This window comes from Cyanobium sp. Copco_Reservoir_LC18 (assembly GCF_009834675.1).
Lineage (GTDB): Bacteria > Cyanobacteriota > Cyanobacteriia > PCC-6307 > Cyanobiaceae > Cyanobium > Cyanobium minutissimum.
In genome coordinates this window covers 118,865-138,512 of sequence record NZ_ASAC01000018.1, presented here as the reverse complement: position 1 = coordinate 138,512, position 19,648 = coordinate 118,865, and the positions used below count along the sequence as shown (strand labels likewise).

The 19,648-nt window shown below is 71.9% G+C and carries 23 protein-coding genes; 9 read left to right on the top strand and 14 right to left on the bottom strand.

Features of this window, described 5'->3' with window-relative positions:
• Position 1: 1 nt before the first annotated feature.
• Complete coding sequence (locus L107_RS10925) at positions 2 to 265, top strand: LuxR C-terminal-related transcriptional regulator (RefSeq protein WP_106219317.1); 264 nt, start codon at positions 2 to 4, stop codon at positions 263 to 265.
• Positions 266 to 304: 39 nt separating this feature from the next.
• Here the strand turns inward: L107_RS10925 and L107_RS10920 are convergent, their stop codons facing one another.
• From L107_RS10920 to L107_RS10880, 9 genes are all read right to left on the bottom strand, one after another.
• Positions 305 to 829, bottom strand: a complete 525-nt coding sequence (locus L107_RS10920) for a CYTH domain-containing protein (RefSeq protein WP_159818761.1) — start codon at positions 827 to 829, stop codon at positions 305 to 307.
• 34 nt (positions 830 to 863) lie between these two features.
• A complete protein-coding gene (locus L107_RS10915) occupies positions 864 to 1,853 on the bottom strand; it encodes an NAD(+) kinase (protein WP_159818759.1) in 990 nt (329 codons plus the stop codon).
• Positions 1,854 to 1,880: 27 nt separating this feature from the next.
• Complete coding sequence (gene nuoK, locus L107_RS10910) at positions 1,881 to 2,210, bottom strand: NADH-quinone oxidoreductase subunit NuoK (protein WP_106219320.1); 330 nt, start codon at positions 2,208 to 2,210, stop codon at positions 1,881 to 1,883.
• Positions 2,207 to 2,833 (bottom strand): NADH-quinone oxidoreductase subunit J, encoded by a 627-nt coding sequence (locus tag L107_RS10905; RefSeq protein ID WP_159818757.1) that lies wholly within the window; start codon positions 2,831 to 2,833, stop codon positions 2,207 to 2,209. The genes nuoK and L107_RS10905 overlap by 4 nt, the downstream gene beginning before the upstream one ends.
• Positions 2,833 to 3,471 carry an NAD(P)H-quinone oxidoreductase subunit I gene (gene ndhI, locus L107_RS10900; protein WP_106219322.1) on the bottom strand — a complete coding sequence of 213 codons (639 nt, stop codon included), beginning with the start codon at positions 3,469 to 3,471 and terminating at the stop codon, positions 2,833 to 2,835. Before ndhI ends, L107_RS10905 begins: the two co-directional genes overlap by 1 nt.
• A 78-nt stretch (positions 3,472 to 3,549) precedes the next feature.
• Positions 3,550 to 4,701, bottom strand: coding sequence for an NADH-quinone oxidoreductase subunit NuoH (gene nuoH, locus L107_RS10895; RefSeq protein WP_236550632.1), 1,152 nt, complete (start codon positions 4,699 to 4,701; stop codon positions 3,550 to 3,552).
• A gap of 51 nt (positions 4,702 to 4,752) precedes the next feature.
• Positions 4,753 to 5,970 carry a citrate synthase gene (locus L107_RS10890; protein WP_106219323.1) on the bottom strand — a complete coding sequence of 406 codons (1,218 nt, stop codon included), beginning with the start codon at positions 5,968 to 5,970 and terminating at the stop codon, positions 4,753 to 4,755.
• A gap of 68 nt (positions 5,971 to 6,038) precedes the next feature.
• Positions 6,039 to 6,569, bottom strand: a complete 531-nt coding sequence (locus tag L107_RS10885) for a histidine phosphatase family protein (protein WP_159818755.1) — start codon at positions 6,567 to 6,569, stop codon at positions 6,039 to 6,041.
• A gap of 2 nt (positions 6,570 to 6,571) precedes the next feature.
• Positions 6,572 to 8,185, bottom strand: coding sequence for a DUF3352 domain-containing protein (locus tag L107_RS10880; protein ID WP_159818753.1), 1,614 nt, complete (start codon positions 8,183 to 8,185; stop codon positions 6,572 to 6,574).
• A 54-nt stretch (positions 8,186 to 8,239) separates the two neighbouring features.
• Here L107_RS10880 and L107_RS10875 point away from each other — a divergent pair, with 54 nt between their 5' ends.
• From L107_RS10875 to L107_RS10865, 3 genes are all read left to right on the top strand, one after another.
• Complete coding sequence (locus tag L107_RS10875; RefSeq protein ID WP_159818751.1) at positions 8,240 to 8,602, top strand: rhodanese-like domain-containing protein; 363 nt, start codon at positions 8,240 to 8,242, stop codon at positions 8,600 to 8,602.
• 80 nt (positions 8,603 to 8,682) lie between these two features.
• Positions 8,683 to 9,693: a heat-inducible transcriptional repressor HrcA gene (locus L107_RS10870; RefSeq protein ID WP_159818749.1), complete on the top strand. Its 1,011-nt coding sequence runs from the start codon at positions 8,683 to 8,685 to the stop codon at positions 9,691 to 9,693.
• Positions 9,693 to 10,478: a 20S proteasome subunit A/B gene (locus L107_RS10865; protein WP_159818747.1), complete on the top strand. Its 786-nt coding sequence runs from the start codon at positions 9,693 to 9,695 to the stop codon at positions 10,476 to 10,478. Before L107_RS10870 ends, L107_RS10865 begins: the two co-directional genes overlap by 1 nt.
• Before the next feature lie 4 nt (positions 10,479 to 10,482).
• Here L107_RS10865 and trpB read toward each other — a convergent pair whose 3' ends face one another.
• Positions 10,483 to 11,742, bottom strand: coding sequence for a tryptophan synthase subunit beta (trpB, locus tag L107_RS10860; protein WP_159818745.1), 1,260 nt, complete (start codon positions 11,740 to 11,742; stop codon positions 10,483 to 10,485).
• 97 nt (positions 11,743 to 11,839) lie between these two features.
• Here trpB and L107_RS10855 point away from each other — a divergent pair, with 97 nt between their 5' ends.
• The 3 genes from L107_RS10855 to cysC are packed head-to-tail and all read left to right on the top strand — an operon-like array spanning position 11,840 to position 13,837.
• Entirely contained in the window at positions 11,840 to 12,850 is a 1,011-nt protein-coding gene (locus L107_RS10855; protein WP_159818743.1) for a phytanoyl-CoA dioxygenase family protein, read from the top strand.
• Positions 12,843 to 13,166 (top strand): translation initiation factor, encoded by a 324-nt coding sequence (locus L107_RS10850; RefSeq protein WP_159818741.1) that lies wholly within the window; start codon positions 12,843 to 12,845, stop codon positions 13,164 to 13,166. The genes L107_RS10855 and L107_RS10850 overlap by 8 nt, the downstream gene beginning before the upstream one ends.
• A gap of 44 nt (positions 13,167 to 13,210) precedes the next feature.
• The gene (gene cysC, locus L107_RS10845) at positions 13,211 to 13,837 is read left to right on the top strand and encodes an adenylyl-sulfate kinase (RefSeq protein WP_159818739.1); all 627 of its coding nucleotides are present in this window, start codon (positions 13,211 to 13,213) and stop codon (positions 13,835 to 13,837) included.
• Here the strand turns inward: cysC and L107_RS10840 are convergent.
• Both L107_RS10840 and purE read right to left on the bottom strand, forming a co-directional pair.
• A complete protein-coding gene (locus L107_RS10840; RefSeq protein WP_159818737.1) occupies positions 13,812 to 14,897 on the bottom strand; it encodes an AI-2E family transporter in 1,086 nt (361 codons plus the stop codon). The genes cysC and L107_RS10840 overlap by 26 nt on opposite strands.
• A gap of 94 nt (positions 14,898 to 14,991) precedes the next feature.
• A complete protein-coding gene (gene purE, locus L107_RS10835; RefSeq protein ID WP_159818735.1) occupies positions 14,992 to 15,549 on the bottom strand; it encodes a 5-(carboxyamino)imidazole ribonucleotide mutase in 558 nt (185 codons plus the stop codon).
• Between the two features lie 48 nt (positions 15,550 to 15,597).
• Between purE and L107_RS10830 the strand changes: the two genes are divergently transcribed.
• Positions 15,598 to 16,833 (top strand): N-acetylglucosamine-6-phosphate deacetylase, encoded by a 1,236-nt coding sequence (locus L107_RS10830; RefSeq protein WP_159818733.1) that lies wholly within the window; start codon positions 15,598 to 15,600, stop codon positions 16,831 to 16,833.
• A gap of 31 nt (positions 16,834 to 16,864) precedes the next feature.
• Positions 16,865 to 17,605, top strand: coding sequence for a magnesium protoporphyrin IX methyltransferase (gene bchM / locus L107_RS10825; RefSeq protein ID WP_159818731.1), 741 nt, complete (start codon positions 16,865 to 16,867; stop codon positions 17,603 to 17,605).
• A gap of 194 nt (positions 17,606 to 17,799) precedes the next feature.
• On the opposite strand, the gene L107_RS10820 is transcribed toward bchM, so the two are convergent.
• Positions 17,800 to 18,858, bottom strand: a complete 1,059-nt coding sequence (locus tag L107_RS10820) for an RluA family pseudouridine synthase (RefSeq protein WP_159818729.1) — start codon at positions 18,856 to 18,858, stop codon at positions 17,800 to 17,802.
• Positions 18,842 to 19,639 (bottom strand): response regulator transcription factor, encoded by a 798-nt coding sequence (locus L107_RS10815; RefSeq protein ID WP_159818727.1) that lies wholly within the window; start codon positions 19,637 to 19,639, stop codon positions 18,842 to 18,844. The genes L107_RS10820 and L107_RS10815 overlap by 17 nt, the downstream gene beginning before the upstream one ends.
• Positions 19,640 to 19,648 lie beyond the last annotated feature (9 nt).

Genomic DNA, 19,648 nt, shown 5'->3' with positions numbered 1-19,648 from the left:
CATGATCCACCCACGCAGCGAGTTGTCAGAGCGGGAACTCGAGATCATCGAGCTGGTGGCCACCGGACTGACCAACCTGGAGATCGCCGGCCAGCTCACCATCAGCAAGCGCACGGTCGACAACCACGTCAGCAACATCTTCACCAAGACGGGCGCCAAGAACCGGGTGGCCCTGCTGAACTGGGCCATGGACCACGGCAAGATCTGCCGTGACGGCTTCAACTGCTGCGCCCTGCCCACCGAGGACGGGAACGGCAAGGGCTGAGCACCGACGGCACCCCGCTCCCGGCCCAGGGACACCCGCTCAGTCGAGCTGGGCCAGCAGGGCCCGGCGGTCGGCCTCGGACCACATCGCCAGGGGACAGCGGGCCAGGGCGGCATTGCTGAGCTCGCCGCGGCCGGTGATCTCCCTGGCGCACCAGGGGGGAACGGCCACCGGCTGGTCGGGGCGCTCCAGCTCCACCTCCGCCACCACCAGGGGCCCATTGGCGCCCTCGAACACATCCAGGACCCAGTCGCCCCCGGGCAGGTCCAGCGCGAAGCGGGTCTTGCCGAGCCGATGGTCGCAGCGCTCCAGCAGGGCCTCGGCGTCGGCGGCCGGAATCGCATACTCGTACTCCTGGCGCGTCAGGGCCTCGCCGGGGACAGGCAGCTTCAGGGTGAGAAAGGCCGCCACGGGCCCGGCGGGGGGGCGGGCCAGACGCACCCGCAGGGTGAGGCCCTCGCTGCCGCTGGCCAGATACCCCTGGCGGATCAGCTGCTCTCCCCGCACATGGGGGCGCCACTGCTCGCCATGGACGAGGAAGCGGCGCTCGATTTCCAGGGCCATGGTCAGGGGGCGTCGGGGCGTGGATGGGCGCGGATCAGTTGCGCGACGGCTCGACGGCGGTGAGGCTGCCGGCCCAGTGGAGCTTGTGGGTGAGGGTGCTGTAGTACGAGGGGCTCTGCTCGAGCTGGAGCATCAGCACCGGATGGCGGCCCCGCTGCAGGACGCAGCGATCCCCGGGTTCCAGCACGGTGGCATGGGCCCCGTCCTTCCAGAGCTTCACCCGGCGGCTGGTTTCCCCCAGGGGCCACACCGACAGCCTGGAGCCGGGCGGCACCACCACCGCCCGGCTGGAGAGACTCATCGGGCAGATCGGCGTGACCACGATCGCCTCGATCCCCGGGTGGAGGATCGGGCCGCCGGCCGCCATGGCATAGCCCGTGGAGCCGGTGGGGGTGGCGATGATCAGGCCATCGCCCCGGTACTGATCCACCACCTCCCCGTCGATCTCGAGCTCGAGCATGCAGGTGGGGGAGAGCTCGTCGAGGGCGGGACGGAAGTAGAAGTCGTTGAGGGCCGTGTGGGGGCCATCGCCGACGCCGCTGGGGTCGGCGTCGGAGGCCCCGTCCCCCTCCTGGGGCACGCCGTCGCCCCGGTCGACCCGGGCCTCCAGCATCATGCGCCGCTCGATGGCGAAGCGATCGTCCCGCAGCCGCTGCCAGAGGGTGTCGTCGGGATCGTGGCCGCCGCTCTCCCCGTGGCCATCGCCCTGCAGCCGCAGGAGGCGCCGCTCATGGGTGAGGAAGCCCAGATGGCCGCCGACGTTGAAGCTGAGCACCGGCACCGCGTGGCTGGCCAGGTGACGGGCCGCGGCCAGCACGGTGCCGTCACCGCCGAGGACCACGGCCAGATCGGGCAGCTCGGCCTCGGTGGCCAGCAGGCCGGGGAAGGGGTTCAGCCCCAGCCCGCTGACGGCGGTGGTGACGATGGCTCCCTGGGAGCGCAGGTCCTGGGCACAGCGTCGGGCCTGGCGCTGGGCCGCCTGGCTGCCCTTGCGCAGGATCAGCCAGACCCTCTCAAGCCGCATGGGCGCACTCCGCGGACGCTGGCACCGCTACCAGCGCAGCAGGTTGAAGCGCTCCATGTCGACGGTTTCGCGGTTGCGATAGAGCGACAGCAGGATGGCCAGACCGACGGCGGCCTCGGCGGCCGCCACGGTGATCACGAAGATCGCGAACACCTGGCCGCGGATCAGCTGACCATCGAGGTAGTTGGAGAAGGCCATCAGGTTGATGTTGACGGCGTTGAGCATCAGCTCGATGCTCATCAGCACCCGCACGGCATTGCGGCTGTTGATCAGCCCCCAGACACCCACGCAGAACAGCATGGCGGCGACGGCGAGAAAGCCCTCGAGGGGGATCGGGGAGGCGGCGTCGAAGATCATGGCTTGGTGATCAGGGTGGGGGTGTTGGCGCTCGTGTCGATCAGCAGCGGGGTGCGGTCCTTCTCGATCAGACCCTGATCGGCCGGCTCACCGGTGATCACGTCGGTGCTGAAGACGTCGCGACGGGCCAGCACGATCGCCCCGATCATGGCCATCAGCAGCAGCACCGACGCCAGCTCGAAGGGCAGGAGATAGTCGGTGAAGAGGTGCTCACCGATCCGGATCGTGGCCTCCTCGCCCACCGGTGTGGGGCCCGGCAGGGCCCACGGGGTGGTGAACGCCACCCGCAGCAGCAGGGCGAAGAGGCCGGCGCAGACGGCCCCGGAGAGCAGACGGCGGACCAGCAGGCCGGGAATCGCGGCGAGGGTTTCCTTCTTGTTCACGAGCATGATCGCGAACAGGATCAGCACATTGACCGCCCCGACATAGACCAGGATCTGGGCGGCGGCGACGAAGCTGGCGTTGAGCAGCAGGTAGAGCCCGGACACCGAAAGGAAGACGCCGCCGAGCAGGAAAGCGGAATAGACGATGTTGGGCAGCAGGACGACACCCAGGGCGCCGATCACCGTGGTGGCCGAGAGCACCAGGAAACAGATCTGCTGGGTGGTGGAAGCGATCGACATCAGGACTCTGCGGTGCTGTCGGAGGGGGCGGCGGCGGACGGCCCACCGCTGGGGACCGGCTGGAGCGATTCCAGCACCTGGGACGGCAGCTGGCCGGCCCGCGGCTCGGTGGCGGGCACCCCATGGGGATCCATGGCGCCCTTGGGAAGGTAGGCCAGTTCCCGCAGGGCGAACACGGCCGGGTCGGAGGTGACGCTGGTGGGCAGGCGGCCGAGGGCGACGTTGTCGTAGTTGAGGCTGTGGCGATCGAAGGCCGCCAGCTCGTACTCCTCGGTCATGGAGAGGCAGTTGGTGGGGCAGTACTCCACGCAGTTGCCGCAGAAGATGCACACCCCGAAATCAATCGAGTAGTTGCGCAGCTCCTTCTTCTTGGTGGCCTTGTTCATCACCCAGTCCACCACGGGCAGGTTGATGGGGCAGACCCGCACGCACACCTCGCAGGAGATGCACTTGTCGAGCTCGTAATGGATACGGCCCCGGTAGCGCTCGGAGGGGATCAGCTTCTCGTACGGATACTGGACCGTGATCGGCCGACGGCGCAGGTGATCGAAGGTGACCGCCAGCCCCTGGGTCATCGTCTGGGCCGCGCTCACCGCCTCCCGGGTGTAGTCACCGACTTGCTTGAGAAACCCGAACATGGCAGGGGCGTGGGGGTTACGGGATGGGGACCATGATGGCCCGGTGGGGGCCGCTGTGTTGGTATCCGGGGAACGGGTTCAACCGCCGAAGGCGACCGGGAAGGCCAGCTTGAGGCCGGCGGTGACCAGAAGGTTGACGAGGGCGATCGGCAGCAGGAACTTCCAGCCCAGGTCGAGCAGCTGGTCGATCCGCACCCGGGGGGTGGTCCAGCGCAGCAGGATGGCGAAGAACACCAGCAGGTAGGCCTTGAGGATCGTGCTGACGATGCCGATCGAGCCGGTGATCACCTGGACCAGGGGGGCGTCGGGGGAGACACCGAGCCAGCCGGTGATCCATTCGACCGGGACAGGAAAGCTCCAGCCGCCGAGGTAGAGCACCGACACCAGCAGGGCCGAGAGCACCAGGTTGATGTAGCTGCCCAGATAGAAGAGGGCGAACTTCATGCCGGAGTACTCGGTCTGGTAGCCGGCCACCAGCTCCTCCTCGGCCTCCGGCAGGTCGAAGGGCAGGCGCTCGCATTCCGCCAGGGCACAGATCCAGAAGATAACGAAGCCGACGGGCTGGCGCCAGATGTTCCAGCTGAAGATGCCGGCCCCGGTCTGCTGGGCGACGATGTCGACGGTGCTGAGGGAGTTGCTCATCATCACCACCGCCAGCACCGCCAGGGCCAGGGGGATCTCGTAGCTGATCGACTGGGCGGCGGCCCGCAGGCCCCCCAGGAGCGAGTACTTGTTGTTGCTGGAATAGCCGCTCATCAGCAGGCCGATGGGCTGGATGCTGCTGAGGGCGATCCACAGGAAGATGCCCACCCCCACGTTGCTGATCAGCAGGTTCTGGCCGAAGGGCACCACCAGCCAGGAGAGGATCACGGGCACCACCACCAGCACGGGGCCGAGGCTGAACAGCAGGCCATCGGCCCGGGCCGGAATGATGTCCTCCTTGAACACCAGCTTGAGGCCATCGGCCAGGGGCTGGAGCACCCCCAGGGCGCCGGCGTACTCCGGGCCGATGCGCTGCTGCACCGCCGCCGAGATCTTGCGCTCGAGCCAGACGCTCACCAGCACCCCGACGACCGCCCCCACCAGCACCAGCACCATGGGCAGGGGCAGCCACAGCAGGCGGGCCGCCGCGGGGGTGAGGCCCATGGCCTGGGCGAGGTCAAGGAAGCTCGACTGGAGATCGAGACCGGGGGGAGCGATGGCGGCACCCATCAGGCCAGTGGACAGCATCAGAGAACTCCGTTGGGGGGGAACCTAGGGGGGAACGGGTCAGCCAGTGACTCAGCCAGGAACCGGACGGCTTTCCAGGGGGAGCCAGCCCCGCTCGGCGGGGCCGGTGTAGATCTGCGAGGGACGGTAGATGCGGTTGGCACCCAGTTGTTCCTTCCAGTGGGCCAGCCATCCTGCCGTACGGGCGATGGCGAAGATGGGGGTGAACAGGTCGCGGGGAATACCCAGCTTCCGGTAGACGAGACCGGAGTAGAAGTCGACGTTGGGGTAGATGCCCTTCGGCCCTAGGCGCCGGCCCGCCACCTCCTCCAGCTTGAGGGCGACGTCGTACATGGCGTCGTGGCCGAAGCGCTGGAAGAGCTCCTCGGCCAGGCCCTGCAGGATCACGGCCCGGGGATCCTTGACCCGGTACTCGCGGTGGCCGAAGCCCATGATCTTCTGCTTCTGGGCGATCGCCCGGTCGAGCCAGGGTTCCACCTGGTCGATGCTGCCGATCTGGTCGAGCATGTCGAGCACATCCTCGTTGGCGCCGCCGTGCAGGGGGCCGGCCAGGGTGCCCACCGCCGAGGCCACCACCGCGTAGGGGTCGGTGAGGGTGCTGGCCGTGACGCGGGCGCTGAAGGTGCTGGCGTTGAGGCTGTGCTCGGCATGCAGGATCAGGCAGGCGTCGAAGATCCGTGCCGCCAGGGGATCGGGCTCCCGCTCGGTGAGCATGTAGAGGAAGTTGGCCGAGTAGGCCAGGTCGTCCCGGGGCTGGATCGGATCCTGACCCTTCCGGATCAGCTGGAACGCCGCCACCATCGTGGGGATCTTGGCGATCAGCCGCACCACCGCATCGACGATGTACTGGGGGTCGTACAGGGCGCGGCGGGAATAGAAGAGCCCCAGGGAGGCCGCGCTGGCCTGGAGGGCATCCATCGGATGGCCCGTGGCCGGGAAGCACTTCATCATGTCCCGGATGCGGAAGCTGAGCCGCCGGTGCATCTGCACCTCCTGCTCGAACTCCCGCAACTGGAAGATGGTGGGCAGCTCCCCCCAGATCAGCAGGTAGGCGGTTTCGAGGAAGCTGCTGTGGCTGGCCAGCTGCTCGATCGGGTAGCCCCGGTAGGTGAGCAGGCCCCGCTGGCCTTCGATGTCACACACCGCCGACTGGGTGGCCGGCACCCCCTCCAGGCCCGGGCGGAACGTGGGTGTGGCCGGCGCCGGGGGCGATGGGGAGGGAGGGGTGCCCTGAGGGTCGTTGGCCTCTGGGGTGCTCACCGCCGCCATGCCGAATCCTGTGGATGGGACGAACTTAGGCGCAGGAAGGGGCTTCTGCCGTAGCGCCGGCTGCCGGCTCAGGGGCGGGGCAGCCAGAGCTTCGGCCGCACCAGCCATTCCAGCCGGGCGGTGCCGGCCAGGGCCGCCCCGGCCGGCAGCAGGGGCAGGCGCAGCAGGGCCAGGCCCGCCTTGCGCAGGGCGATGGCTCCGGGCGGCGCCCCCAGCAGGCGGGCCGCCAGCAGCCCCAGGTCCGGTTCATGGCCCACCAGCAACAGCCGGCAGGGCGCCCCCGGGCCCCCCTCCGCCTGGCTGAGCCAGGCCGGCAGCAGGGGCAGGGGGTCGCCCCCCAGTTCCAGGGCCTGGGCCAGCTCCAGGCCCTCCGCCAGCCCGACCTCGCGGGCGATCTCCCCGGTCTGCCGGGCCCGGGCCAGGGGACTGGAGAGCAGGCGATCGGCCCGCAGCCCCAGGCCGGCGGCCCGCTCCAGCATGGCCCGGGTGCGGGCCCGCCCGGCGGCGGTGAGTTCCCGCTCGGCGTCGACGCGATCCGGGCTACGGTCCTCGGCGATGCCATGGCGCAGCAGCAGCAGTTCCCAGGACGGGGACGCCATGGTCAGGGATTCCCGAAGTCGAGTCGTGCGTCCACGGTCAGGCCCCCGGACTCCCCGGTCAGGGCCAGGGCCAGACCCGCCACCGGGTCACTGAGGGATCCGCCGGCCAGGGCGGTGAGGCGCTGCCACGGCTGCCAGGAGGCCAGCAGATCGCGGGCCCGCGGACCATCGAGGGCCCACTGCAGGGCGGCCTCCGGGGCGGCGAGGAGCTCCAGCGGGTCCTGGGGACGCGCCGCGCCCTTCGCAGTGGGCTTCTCGAGGCTCTCCAGCTGCCCCAGGGACTCCCCCCACCAGGCCTGGTCGCCCCGCTGCCAGCGCCAGCCCAGCAGGGGGGCCTGCAACTGCTCGGCCCTGCCGTCGCGACGGGCGGGTCCGGCCCTCAGCCGCGTCCAGACCTGCAGCGGGCGGCCCTCCACCTCCAGGGGAGCGGCGATCAGGCCATCGGCCGCCAGGGAGGCCTCGACGGCCGCCGCCTCCGGCCGGTCGGCCGCCGTGCCGAGCAGCCAGCGCTCACCGCTGGCGGCGGCCAGCAGGGGCCCCCCGTCGGTCCCCACCACCAGGGCGGGCGGGGACCCCGCCGCCCCGACTCCTCCGACCATGCGGGTGAGCAGCGGCTGCAGCAGGGGAATGGCGGCGATGGCGGCGGGGTCCTGCACCAGGGCGAGGCTGGCGGAGGGTCGGCGCAGGGCGGCCCGCAGGGCCCGCCCCAGGTCGCCGTCGGCACCGACCTGGGGCAGCGCCGTCTGCGGCGGCAGCTCCAGCAGGCCCGACAGCCGCAGGCTGCGGCCATCGGGCCGCAGGGCCAGCAGCAGCCCGCCGGGCCGCTGGTCGGCCGCCGCCGGCAGCGGCAGCCCCAGCCAGCGCTCCAGGGCGTCCGGGGCCGCCTGCACCAGGGCGGCCCCGGTGCCCAGGCGCCGCAGCCCCTCCTGGAAGCCGGGCTGGCCGGCCTGGTTGAGCTCGTCGATCTGGGACACGTCGAGGGCCTGCTCCAGCACCCCCCGTCCCGAGGCGATCAGGACGAGGTCGTCATCCACCAGGGCCGTGGCCAGGGGCATCGGCGTCCGGCCCAGCAGGGCCCCCCGGCCGCTGATCAGCCCCAGGCCCCGGTAGGTGCTGATCTGGAGATCGGTGCCCGCCAGGCTGCGGGTCTGCCAGAAGCGCTGCAGAAAGCGGCGGGCGCCGCCGTCGTCCCGGCTGCCCAGCACCAGCAGCCAGCCCCCCCGCCGGCTGGCCCCCACCGCGCCGCCGGCATCCGCCTCGAACAGGGCCAGGCCCACCGGTGCCGCCAGCCAGGAGCTCAGCTCCGTGCCGTAGTCGAGGCCGGCCGCGGCGAAGGCCCCGTCCCGCAGCCGGCCGACCGCCTCCGCCGCCTGGCGTCGCTGGCGGGGCGGGGCGACGGCCCGGGCATAGTCGAGGGGCTGGTCGCCGTCGGTGAACAGGTGGAGGCTGAAGGGGGCGTCCCGGGGCACGAACCGGGCCGCCCGCGGCACCTCCAGCGGCAGCCGCTGGAGACGCAGGGCACTGCGCTGCCACACCAGCCACCAGCCACCGAGCCCCAGACCGAACACCACCAGCACCAGGGCCAGCAGCACCGCCAGGAATGGGCGGGCCTTCATGCGTTCTCAGCAGGATGGGACCATCCTGACGCCACCCCCCCTCCGACGCCCGCCATGGACGAGCCGACCCCTACGGGCACCCCCCGCAGCCTCTCCGCCATGGAGCTGCAGCGGCGCCTGGCGGAGGGGGAACCGCTGCGGATCGTGGACGTGCGGGAGGACCGGGAGCTCGAGGAGGCACGCCTACCCCACCCGGTGGTGCATCTGCCCCTGAGCCGCTCCGGCGAATGGATCCCGGAGCTGGAGACCCTGCTCGACCGGCAACAGCCGGTGGTGGTGCTCTGCCATGCCGGCATCCGCAGCTGGCACTTCGCCTGCTGGCTGATGCAGGAGCAGGGCTACGGCGAGGTCTGGAACCTGCAGGGGGGCATCGACGCCTGGAGCCGGGAGGTGGATCCCCGGGTTCCCCGTTACTGAACCCCCTTCCACGGCGGAAGGCGGGTCCGTCGCACCTAGGATGAAGGATCTGTTTAGCTTTTCAACTTTTCCCCCATTCCTTGGACACGCTGCCGCGCCGACAACAGGAGGTCCTCCAGGCCACGGTGCGGCACTACGTGGACACCGTCGAACCCGTGGGCAGCCACACGCTGGTGCGGCGTTTCGGGTTGCCGGCCAGCCCCGCCACGGTGCGGACGGCCATGGGGGCCCTGGAGCAGCGCGGCCTGCTGACGCAGCCCCACACCTCCGCCGGCCGGATCCCCAGCCAGCGCGGCTACCGCCTCTACGTCGATCAGCTGCTGCCGGCCCCGGGGGCCGCCGCCCTGCAGCTGGAGCGCGAGCTGGCCGGCATCAGCCTGCAGTGGGCCGCCCTCGATGATCTGCTGCTGCACCTGGCCCGCCGCCTCGCCGATCTCACCGGCCTGCTCAGCCTGATCACCCGCCCCCAGCGACCCAGCCCCCTGCTGCAGGCGGTGCGGCTCGTGCCCAGCGGCGACCGGCTGCTGGTGTTCCTCGTCCAGGGGCCCGATTTCAGCACCAGCCTCAACCTGCGCCTCGGCGCCGGCCTGGAGGAGGAGCTGCCGATCCTGGAGCGCTGGAGCAACCAGCAGCTCCGGGCCGGCGGCGACGGCCGCATCCCCTGGGAGCGGCTGCCGGCGGAGCTGCGCCGCAGCGGCGGACTGCTGCGCCAGGCCCTCGACAGCCACGGCCGCATCCGCAGCGAGGAGCTCGATGCGGTGGTGGCGGCGGGCCTGGGCGGGCTGCTGGCCCAGCCGGAGTTCCGCCACAGTTCCAGCCTGCTGCCCGTGGTGCAGCTGGTGGAGCATGGCCCCCGGGCCCTGCTGGGCCTCACCGGCCCCCAGGACCCGGTCGCGACCGAAGCGATCTGGATCGGCACCGAGCATCCCCACGCGGCCCTCGGCCAGTGCTCGGTGGTGCAGGCCACCTACCGCACGGGCCACGGCGGCCGCGGCCAGGTGGGCCTGGTGGGTCCGATGCGGATGGCCTACGCCACCGCCCGGGCCGCGGTTCAGTCGGTGGCCTCGATCCTGGAGAGGCTGCTCAGCTGATGACCTACTGCCTCGGCTTCCTGCTCCACAGCGGCCTGGTGTTCGCCTCCGATTCCCGCACCAACGCGGGGGTGGACTACATCTCGAGCTACAGCAAGATGCACGTGCTGGCGCCGGCCCCCGACCGGCTGTTCGTGCTCATGGCGGCCGGCAACCTGGGCACCACCCAGGCGGTGCTCAACCGGATCCGCCGTGACATCGAGAACCATGGCGCAGGCCCCAGCCCCCAGTGGACCCGCCAGGACGACCCCCCCGCCGGGCCGAGCATGCTCACCGCCCGCTACCTGTTCGAGGTGGCCGATTACATCGGCCGGCTCAACGTGATGGTGCAGAAGGAGTTCAACCCCAACCTGCGCCAGGCGGGCGCCAGCGGCGAGGCCAGCTTCATCCTCGGCGGCCAGATCGCGGGCCAGCCCCACGGGCTCTACATGATCTATCCCCAGGGGAACGCGATCATGGCCACCGATGACACGCCCTTCCTGCAGATCGGCGAAACCAAGTACGGCAAGCCTCCCCTCGATTACATCGGCCGCCCCGACCTCTCCCTGGAGGATGCGGCGCGGCTCTGCCTGGTGTCGGAGATCGTCACAAGGCGCTCCAATCTCACCGTGGGGCCGCCCTTCGAGATCGCCCTGTTGCCCCGCGATGCCTTCAAGGTGAGCCGGCACCTGAAGCTGGAGAAGGACGCTCCCGAGATCCAGCACACCATGGACGTCTGGGCCCGCCACATGCAGGAGGGGCTCAACAAGCTGCCCCGCTTCCCCTGGGAGCACGACCCCCTCTGAGGGGCTACCCCGCCAGCCCGTCGCCCAGCTTTTCCGCCACCGTGTTGACGTCCTTGTCGCCGCGGCCGGAGAGATTGAGCACCACTTCGGTACCGGGGGCCAGGGTGGGGCAGAGGGACTCCAGCCAGGCGAAGGCGTGGGCCGTCTCCAGCGCCGGGATGATGCCCTCCAGTTCGCTCACCCGCTGCAGGGCCTCGAGGGCCTCGGCATCGGTGACGGCGGCGTACTCGGCCCGGCCGATCTGGCGCAGGTAGCTGTGCTCCGGACCGACGCCCGGGTAGTCGAGGCCGGCGCTAATCGAGTGGGCCTCCTGCACCTGGCCCTCGTCGTCCTGAAGCAGCAGGCTCATGGCACCGTGGAGCACCCCCACCCGGCCTTCGGTGATGGTGGCGGCATGGCGGCCGGTGGCCACGCCCTCGCCGGCCGCCTCGACCCCGATCAGGCGCACGGAGGCGTCCTCGACGAAGGGATGGAAGAGCCCCATGGCATTGGAGCCGCCGCCCACGCAGGCGATCAGCACATCCGGCAGCCGGCCGAAGGCCTCCAGGCACTGGCTCCGGGCCTCCTGGCCGATCACGGCGTGGAAATCCCGCACCAGCATCGGGTAGGGGTGGGGGCCGGCCACCGAGCCGAGGATGTAGTGGGTGCTCTCCACGTTGGTGACCCAGTCGCGGATGGCTTCGCTGGTGGCGTCCTTGAGGGTGGCGGTACCGGCGGTGACGGGCTGGACGGTGGCGCCCAGCAGCCGCATCCGGAACACGTTCAGGGCCTGGCGGCGCATGTCCTCGGCGCCCATGTAGATGACGCACTCCAGGCCGAAACGGGCACAGACCGTGGCCGTGGCGACACCATGCTGGCCGGCGCCGGTTTCGGCGATGATCCGCTTCTTGCCCATCCGCAGCGCCAGCAGGGCCTGGCCCAGGGCGTTGTTGATCTTGTGGGCGCCGGTGTGGTTGAGGTCCTCCCGCTTCAGCCACAGGCGCGGACCTCCCTCGGGCCGCTGGTAGTGGGCCGTGAGCCGTTCGGCCTCATACAGGGGGGTGGGCCGGCCCACGTAGGTGCGCAGCAGGTGATCCAGCCGAGCGGTGAAGGCGGGATCGGCCCAGGCCTCGGCCGCGGCCACTTCCAGTTCCGCCAGGGCGGGCATCAGCGTTTCCGGGACGTACTGCCCGCCGAAGGGGCCGAAACGGCCCAGGCCATCCGGGCGGACCGACGGCTGCAGCTCGGCAGGATCGGCGCTGCGGGTTGGGGCGGTGCTGGTCACCGGCGCTGCGCAAGGGGAGATAATTCACCTTAGGGAGCCGCCACCCGGGGCGGCAGTGGCGGATGGCTGCCGACCGAGTCGCCCACGAACGCCAGAGATGCTTCCCGCCGACTATCTGACCTCCCTGCCTCTGGCGGAACGCCTGCATCGACAGCAGCCGGAACTGGCCGGCCGGATCTACTCCGGCCCCGTGCTCGAGTTCCTGCGGGATGGGGTGGCGATCTTCCCGCAGGTGCTGGACCCGGAGCTCCTCGACCGGATGGACCGCGACCTCGAGGCCCTGCCCGCTCTGGCCCGCACCTCCCTGCTGCACGGGATGATCGGCATCGACGGCAAGGCGGAGCACTACGGGGCCCGGGTCCTGCGCAATCTGTCGCTGCTCGGCATCACCGATCTCCGCGATGCCGGCCCGGGGCTGAAGCTCAACGACCTGCACCGTTACTTCGAGGCGGCCCGCTCGCTGGCCTTCGCCGATCCCATCATCCATTTCCTCGATGAACTCTTCGGTTCGGCGCCGGGGCTGATCCAGACGCTCACCTTCTGGAAGAGCAGCGAGCAGTCCCTCCACCAGGACTTCTCCTACGTGCACCACCACAGCCGCCTGGGCCACCTGGCCGCCGCCTGGATCCCCCTGGAGGACATCAGCGATCGGGCCGGACCGCTCGTCTACTACAAGGGCTCCCATCTGCTGGCGAACGATCAGTTCTACGACTGGGGCGAGGGGGGGATCCTGGCCAGCCGCGACGGCGACCCCCGGACGGCGGCGGGTTACGGCCCGTATCTGGAGGCCCTGATCGAGGCCCAGGGCTGGACGCCGAGCATCTACCTGCCCCGCCGGGGCGATGTGCTGATCTGGCACGGGGCCCTGATCCACGGGGGCACCCCGATGCGCGATCCCAGCCTCACCCGCCGCTCCTACGTCTGCCACTACACGGCCGCCGCCGGCCACAAGGCCCTGGCCCGGCACCGCGTCGGGGATGGCTACGACTTCTCCGAACCCCCCACCCTGCCCGAGACGATGCGCCCCAGATCGCTTCCCTCCCGGCTGGTGGCCGCCACCGGCCGCCGCCTCAGGCGGCTGATCACGGGAGGGCCCACCGATGCCTAAGGGGGGCTGGCGGGAGTTCAGCGGGCCGGACAGCCTGCAGCGGCCGGAGGCCGCCTCGGCCACGACGCCCCGGGCACTCCAGAAGGTGCGGGTGCAGCGCACCAAGGCGGGCAAGGGGGGGAAGCTGGTCACCGCCATCACCGGGCTGGAGGCGCCCGAGGCCGAGCTGCGCCTGCTGCTCAAGCGGCTGAAGGCCAGCGCCGGCACCGGCGGCACCCTCAAGGACGGGATGATCGAACTGCAGGGGGACCACGTGGCGGCGGCCCTGGCCGCCCTGGAGAAGGACGGCTACCGACCGAAGCAGGCGGGGGGGTAGGGGAGAATGCGGCCCGAAGCCACCGCCCCGTTTCCGTGTCCGAGATGACCTCGCCGGCCAAGGCCACCAACATCGTCTGGCACCACTCCACCGTGACCCGGGCTGCCCGGGCCCACCAGCGGGGCCACCGCAGCGCCATCCTCTGGTTCACGGGCCTGTCGGGGGCAGGCAAGAGCACCCTGGCCAATGCGGTCAATTCGGCCCTGTTCGAGCAGGGGCTGGCCTGCTACGTGCTCGATGGCGACAACGTGCGCCACGGGCTGTGCAGCGATCTGGGTTTCTCGGACGCCGACCGGGAGGAGAACATCCGCCGCATCGGTGAGGTGGCCAAGCTGTTTCTGGATGCCGGCGTGGTGGTGCTCACCGCCTTCGTCTCCCCCTTCCGCGCCGACCGTCAGCGGGCCCGCGCGCTGGTGGAGGACGGCGATTTCCTCGAGATCCACTGCGCCGCCGACCTGGCGGTCTGCGAACAGCGGGACACCAAGGGGCTCTACGCCAAGGCGAGGGCCGGTGAGATCAAGGAGTTCACCGGCATCTCCAGCCCCTACGAGGCTCCGGAGGCCCCCGAGCTGCGGGTGGCCACCGGCGAGCAGGGCCTCGAGGATTCGGTGGCCCAGGTGATGGCGGAACTGGAGCGCCGCGGCATCATTCCGGCTCCGGCGGAGGCCTGAGCGGTTCGGCACGCAGGCGCAGGGCCCAGGCATCGAGGAAGGTCTTGGAACAGCTGGCCACCGGCACCGCCAGCAGCAGTCCCAGCAGTTCCCCCAGCCCCATCAGCGCCCCCAGCCGGGCGCCGATCGGCAGGCTGATCAGCAGCCAGGCCGGCTGCAGCCCCACGATCGAGCCCATCAGCCGCGGCTGGATCACCTGGTCGACCACCTGGCCGACGCTGATCGCCACCGCCAGCACCTCCAGCCCAGTGCGCGGATCCTCGAGGGCCAGCAGCACGCTCACCCCCACGATGGTGAGGGCGCTGGCGTAGGGGATCAGGGTGGTGAAGCCGATCGCCACCGCGAACAGCACGCCGTAGGGAATCCCCAGCAGGGTGAACACCAGGCACTGGGCGCCGCTGAGGATCAGGGCCAGCACCACCTGGCCGGCGAAGTAGCCCCGGAAGGTGCGATCGAGGGTGCTGAGCACCAGGGCGCGGGTGCCGGAGGGCAGCCATTCCGCCAGGCCCCTGGCGATGCCCTCGCCCCCCAGCAGCAGGAACACCGCCAGCACCAGCACGATCACCGTGTTGACGGTGATGCTCACCGTGGCCCCCAGGATCCCCAGCACCTGCTGGCTGAGCTGGGAGGCGATCTTGCTGGTGCGGGTGATCAGATCGCTGCTCAGGCCGCCGAAATCGGTGGGCAGCCCCCGCTCGGTGGCCCATCTCTGCAACTGCCCCAGCAGCGTCTCCCCCTCCGCCAGCCAACCCGGGAGGGCGAGCACCAGGTCGCCGAGCTGCTCCACCAGGCGGGGCACCAGCACCAGGGCCGCCAGCACCACCGCCGAGAGGCTCAGCCCCAGCACCAGTAGCAGGGCCAGGGCCCGCGGCAGCCCCCGCTGGATCAGCCAGCGGCTGGGGATGTCGAGCAGGAAGGCCAGCAGGGCGGCCGTCAGGAACAGGGCCGGGAACGGCGCCAAAGGCAGCAGCAGCTGGCGCAGCACCCAGAGGTTGAGCACCAGCAGGGGCAGGGCCAGGGAGAACCGCAGCCAGGGGGGCAGGACCAGCCGCTCGAGCATCAGCGGGAGCGGGGCCTGGCCCCGGAGGATCGACGATCGCCGACCAGCTTGGCCTGCCGGACCGGCACCAGCCAGGGGAGGGGGGCCCGGGTCCTCATCCCCGGCCCATCTGCTCCAGGTAGGCGGCGCTGCCCAGGGCCTGGAGGCGCGCATCCTTGGCCACCACCTGGTCATGCAGGCCCCGGCGGTAGGCCTCGAGGGCCTGGGCGAGCACCGGATCGGCGATCGCCAGCATGGCCGCCGCCAGCAGGCCGGCGTTGAGGCCACCGCCGATCGCCACCGTGGCCACGGGGATCCCCGCCGGCATCTGCACGATCGAATGGAGGGAGTCCACCCCGGAGAGGGCCTGGCTGCGCACGGGCACGCCGATCACCGGGAGCATGGAGAAGGCGGCCACCATGCCGGGCAGGTGGGCGGCGCCACCCGCCCCGGCGATGATCACCCGCAGTCCCCGGGAGGCGGCCGTCTCGGCGAAGGCCGCCATCTCCCGCGGGGTGCGGTGGGCCGAGAGCACCCGCACCTCGCTGGCCACCCCCAGCTGCTCCAGGATCCGCACGGCCGGCTCCAGGGTCGGCAGGTCGGAATCGCTGCCCATCACGATCGCCACCCGGGGCGCTGGGGCGTCGGCGGACGGGGTGGACTCGGGATCCATGGGGCGGGGGCGGCGAGGATGGCATTGTCCCGTCCCGCCGCTGCCCGGATGCGCTGGCTGACCAACCTGCGACTGCCGGGCGATGACCCGGCCCGGGCCGAGGCGGGCTGGCGCTGGCGGGTCGGTGTCGACGACGGCGGCCGGATCGCCCGGGTGCGGCCGACGCCGCCGGGCAGCCGGGCCGCCGGCGAGGACTGGGACGGCGACTGGCTGTCCCCGGGGGGAGTGGACCTGCAGATCAACGGTGGCCTCGGTCTGGCCTTTCCCGAACTGGGCTTCGACGACCTGCCCCGCCTGGAGGACCTGCTGGAGCTGCTGTGGAGCGACGGGGTGGACGCCATCTGTCCCACCCTGGTGACCTGCGCCCCGGAGGCCCTGCGCCGGGCCCTGGCGGTGCTGGCCGAGGCCCGCCGCCGGCACCGGCCCGGCCGCTGCCGTCTGCTGGGCGCCCACCTGGAGGGGCCGTTCCTGGCGCCGGAACGCCGGGGCGCCCACCCGGCCCAGCACCTGCAGGCCCCCAGCCGGGCCGCCCTCGAGGGGCTGATCGCCGGCTTCACGGGCGGCCCGGAGGCCGATGTCGCCCTGGTGACCCTGGCCCCGGAGCTGGAGGGGGCCGACGCGCTGATCGCGGCGCTGCGGGCCGCCGGCGTGGTGGTGAGCCTGGGCCACAGCGGCGCCGATGCGGCCCAGGCCCGCCGGGCCTTCTCCCAGGGGGTGGGAATGCTCACCCACAGCTTCAACGCCATGGCCGGGCTGCACCACCGCGCCCCGGGACCGGTGGGGGAGGCCCTGCGGCAGGGGCAGGTGGCCCTGGGGCTGATCGCCGACGGCGTCCACGTCGACCCCACCGTGGCGGTGCTGCTGCAGCGGCTGGCGCCCCGGCAGGTGGTGATCGTCAGTGATGCCCTGGCCCCCTACGGACTGGCCGACGGCCGCCACCGCTGGGACGAGCGCGTCCTGCTGGTGGAGGACGGCAGCTGCCGGCTGGAGGACGGCACCCTGGCGGGGGTGACCCTGCCGCTGCTGGAGGGGGTGCGGCGGCTGGCCGCCTGGGGCGGCCTGGTGGCTGACTCGATCGCCGCCGCCACCCTGGCGCCGCGGCGCCTGCTGGGGGAGCGGCAGCCGCTGGAGCAGCTGCTGCTGGGGCGGCCCCTGGCGGACACCCTGCGCTGGAGCACGGCGGCCGATGGGCGCCTGGACTGGCGGCGCCCCGCGGCGGTGGCCGGGGGATCTGCGGCGACGGCCGGGGGATCTGCGGCGGTGCCCCAGGCTCCAGCTCCCTAGGATCCGGCCCACCTGAACGGCCCCGTGCCCCATGTCCCCGGAACTGCAACCCCCCGCACCCGCTGAGGTACAGGCCGAGACGCAGGCCGAGAAGGCCGAGGTGCAGGCCTATTTCGAGAGCACCGGCTTCGAGCGCTGGAACCGCATCTACAGCGACAGTGAGGAGGTGAACCGGGTCCAGCGCAACATCCGCCTCGGCCACCAGAAGACCGTGGATGCGGTGCTGGCCTGGCTGCAGCAGCAGGGCGACCTGGGGAGCCGCAGCTTCTGCGACGCCGGCTGTGGCGTCGGCAGCCTCAGCCTGCCCCTGGCAGCCCTCGGGGCCGGCTCGATCGCCGCCAGCGATCTCTCCGCCGCCATGGTGGCCGAGGCCAGCCGCCGGGCCAGCGAGGCCGGGCTGGCCTCGGAGCGGCTGAGCTTCAGCGTCTCCGACCTGGAGAGCCTCCAGGGCCGCTACGACACCGTGATCTGCCTGGATGTCTTCATCCATTACCCCCAGGTGGCCGCCGAAGCGATGGTGCGGCACCTGGCGGCCATGGCCGAGCGACAGCTGATCGTCAGCTTCGCCCCCTACACGCCGCTGCTGGCGGTGCTCAAGCAGATCGGCCAGCTGTTTCCCGGGCCCAGCAAGACCACCCGCGCCTACACCCTGCGGGAGGACGGGATCGTGGCGGCGGCGGCGGCCGCCGGCTTCCGCCCCGTGCACCGCAGCCTCAACCAGGCGCCGTTCTACTTCTCCCGCCTGATCGCCTTCGAGCGCGAACCGGCCTGACCGGCAACCGGCGGCCGCAGCCCTGGGTATCGCAGCGGCGCCTGGCCCCGTGGCCTCCACGGGAGGTTGTGCTGATTCTGTACAGCCTGTACAGGCGCTGAAGGGAACCAGTGGACGGCCCTGCTCGCCCGCACAGCCATGCACGGGCCCGCCCAGGTCCGGGCCAGCGTTCCAGCGGCACCGCATGGCGCCGATCAGCCCAGGCCTTCCACCGCTGGGGCCTCCAGCTCCAGCATCGATCCTTCGGGGCGGTGCAACCGCAGCCAGCGGGCCTGGAGCCGGTAGCCGCCCTCCCCCGGCAGGCCCCCGGGGCGGGCCCGCCCGCCCGGCCCGTACAGCGGATCCCCCAGCAGCGGCGCTCCGATGGCGGCGCAGTGGATGCGGATCTGGTGGGGGCGGCCGCTGACGATCGCCACCTCCACCAGATCGGCCCCGTGGCCCGTCGCCAGCAGGGTGAGCTGGCTGCGGGCCGCCAGGGCGCCCGGATCGCCGGCGTCGGCCGCGCACCAGATCTCCCCGAGCGGCGGGTGGGGGCGCCGGCCGATCGGTGTGGTGATCGCCAGGCTGTCGCCGGGGGCCAGGACCAGCCGGCCCGGCACCAGCAGGGCCCGGTAGAGCTTGCGGCAGGGCGGGGCCCCGCCAGCGACGCCGCCAGCCTCCCCGCCACCCCCACCACCACCGGCGCCGCTGGCCAGGGAGCCCGTGCTCTCCCGTAGCTGGGCGCTCAGCCAGGCGCGGGTGGCCGGCCGGCGGGCGCACACCAGCAGACCGGAGGTGAAGCGCCCCAGGCGGTGCACCGGCCGCGGCACGCCGGCGGGGTCGTCGCCGTGGCGGCGCTCCAGCAGCCGCAGCACCGTGTGCTCCAGGAAGCCGCCCGCCGGCAGCACGGGCAGGCCGCTGGGCTTGTCGATCACCAGCAGATCGCCGTCGTCGTGGATCACGGTCCAGTGGGCCGGGACGGCGGGCTCCGGCCAGGGGGGACGCCGCCACACCAACCGCTCGCCGCCGGCCAGCACCGCGTCGGCCCGCAGCGGCAGCCCGTTGCGGCTGATCTCGCCGGCGGCCAGACGCCGTTCCCATGCCGCCGCGCTGGAGTGGCCGTAGCGGCCGGCATAGAAGGCGACCACCCCCAGGCCGGCCGCCGCGGGGGGGATGCGATCGCGGTAGGCCCAGCCGTCGTTGGGGCGGGACGGCAGCCAGCCCGGCGGCAGGCTCAGAGCCAGGGACGGGGGACCATCAGTCCACCAGCCCATGCTCGAGGGCGAAGCGCACCAGCTCGGTGCGGCTGGCGGTGCCGGTCTTGATGAACAGCCGGCTGACGTACTTCTCGACGTTGCGGATCGAAGTCTCCAGCCGGCGGGCGATCTCCTTGTTCATCATTCCCTCCGCCACCAGCTGCAGCACGCTGGCCTCGCGGGGGGTGAAGTCCAGGCGCACATCGCTGACGGGCTTGCGGGTGCTGCCGCCACTGCCGGTGCCGGAGCCACCCCCGCCGCCCAGCATCGAGCGGATCTCGGTGATCTGGCGCGCCATGGCGCCGATGTCGGCATCGGCGAAGCGGGCCGCCTCCGCCAGCAGCCGCTCCTGGCGCCGCACCACATTGCGCACCCGGGCCACCAGCTCGTCCGGATCGAACGGTTTGGGGATGTAGTCGTCGGCGCCGGCCTGGAAGCCGGCGATGCGATCGGCCGTCATGCCCTTGGCGGTGAGGAAGATCACCGGCGTGCCACCGAGCCGCTCGTCGGCCCGCAGCCGCTTCAGCAGGCCGTAGCCGTCGCAGCGGGGCATCATCACGTCGGTGATGACGACATCGGGCATCTGGGCCTGGGCGGCCGTCCAACCCTCTTCGCCGTCATTGGCGGTGGTGACGGCGAACCCCTCGTCCTCCAGGTAGGCCTTGACCGCCGTGCGCAGCCCGGGCTCGTCATCGACCAGCAGCAGCCGCACCGGGGTGCTGACGGCGGCTTCGGACCCCTCCGGCGGCCCGGACGGCTCGGGGTTGGGGCCGGCGGCGGCGGCGGGTTCCTGGCTCATGGGGGAAAT